This is a genomic window from Kytococcus sp. HMSC28H12 (genome assembly GCF_001816045.1).
GTDB classification, from domain to species: Bacteria; Actinomycetota; Actinomycetes; order Actinomycetales; family Dermatophilaceae; genus Kytococcus; species Kytococcus schroeteri.
The window spans coordinates 1-1259 of sequence record NZ_KV824576.1 but is presented as its reverse complement, the minus strand read 5'-3'; the positions used below and the strand labels follow the sequence as shown (position 1 = coordinate 1259).

Genomic DNA, 1259 nt, shown 5'->3' with positions numbered 1-1259 from the left:
CGGACGGTCGGGGTGCGGCGGCACGGGTCCCCGCCCGGCCCCCCGGGAGGTCACACGGCGACGCCCGCGTGCGTCACGGTCCCGGCCGGAACCGGATCTGCCCCAGTCGCGGGGATCGCTGTCGTCATGGCGGTCGGTCACTCACCAGAGCCTAGGCGACGAGGCTGGGACCACGCTGGGACGCGGCGCGGGCAGGTCCCAGGCGTGGCGCGCGGGGCCTGCACAATGTGCGCATGACAGCCCTCAGCGTGATCATGCCCGTCCTCGACGAGGAGGCTGACCTCGCCGACTCCGTGGCGGCCGTGCTCGCCCAGGACGCGCCGGGGGAGCTGGAGGTCGTGCTGGCCGTGGGCCCCTCGCGCGACCGCACCCGCGAGGTGGCCGATGCCCTCGCCGCGGCCGACCCGCGCGTGGTGGTCATCGACAACCCCAGCGGGCGCACCCCCGACGGGCTGAACGCCGCCCTGTCCGTGGCCCGGCACCCGGTGGTGGTGCGCGTGGACGCGCACGGGGAGCTCTCCCCGGGCTACCTGCGCACCGCGGTGGAGGTGCTCGAGCGCACCGGCGCGGCCAATGTCGGCGGCATCATGCACGCGCAGGGCCGCACCGTCGTCGAGCGGGCCGTGGCGGTGGCGATGGGGTCCCGCATCGGCGTGGGCGGGGCGCGCTTCCACACCGGTGGCGGGGAGGGGCCGTCGGACACCGTCTACCTCGGCTGCTTCCGCCGCGAGTGGCTCGACCGGGTGGGCGGCTACGACGCCCGCTTCGACCGCGCCCAGGACTGGGAGATGAACTGGCGCATCCGTCAGGCCGGGGGACTGGTCTGGTTCACCCCCGAGCTCGTGGTGGCCTACCGGCCGCGCCGCAGCCTGCCCGCCCTCGCCCGGCAGTACCGGGACTACGGCCGGTGGCGCCGGGTGGTGGCCGCCCTCCACGAGGGGTCGATCAACGCCCGCTACCTCGCCCCACCGGCGGCCCTCGTGGCCTGCGCGCTGGGCACGGCCGTGGGACTGCGGTGGCGCCCGGCGCTGGCGGTGCCGGCCACCTACCTCGCGGCGGTCACCGCCGGCGGCCTGTACGAGGCGCGCCGGGAGGAGCCCGCGGTCGCGCTGCGGGTGCCGGCCGTCATCGCCACCATGCACATGGCCTGGGGGTGGGGCTTCCTCACCAGTCCCCGCGCGCTGCGCCGCCGCATCGTCGGTCGCTGAGGGACCGCCGTCCCCGCCACCGCACGAGGACGCCCCCGGCAACTGCCGGGG

1 protein-coding gene is annotated in these 1259 nt (G+C 76.9%); it reads left to right on the top strand.

What is annotated here, in order from left to right:
- Window positions 1–233: 233 nt before the first annotated feature.
- The gene (locus HMPREF3099_RS09055) at window positions 234–1208 is read left to right on the top strand and encodes a glycosyltransferase family 2 protein (RefSeq protein WP_070705661.1); all 975 of its coding nucleotides are present in this window, start codon (window positions 234–236) and stop codon (window positions 1206–1208) included.
- Window positions 1209–1259 lie beyond the last annotated feature (51 nt).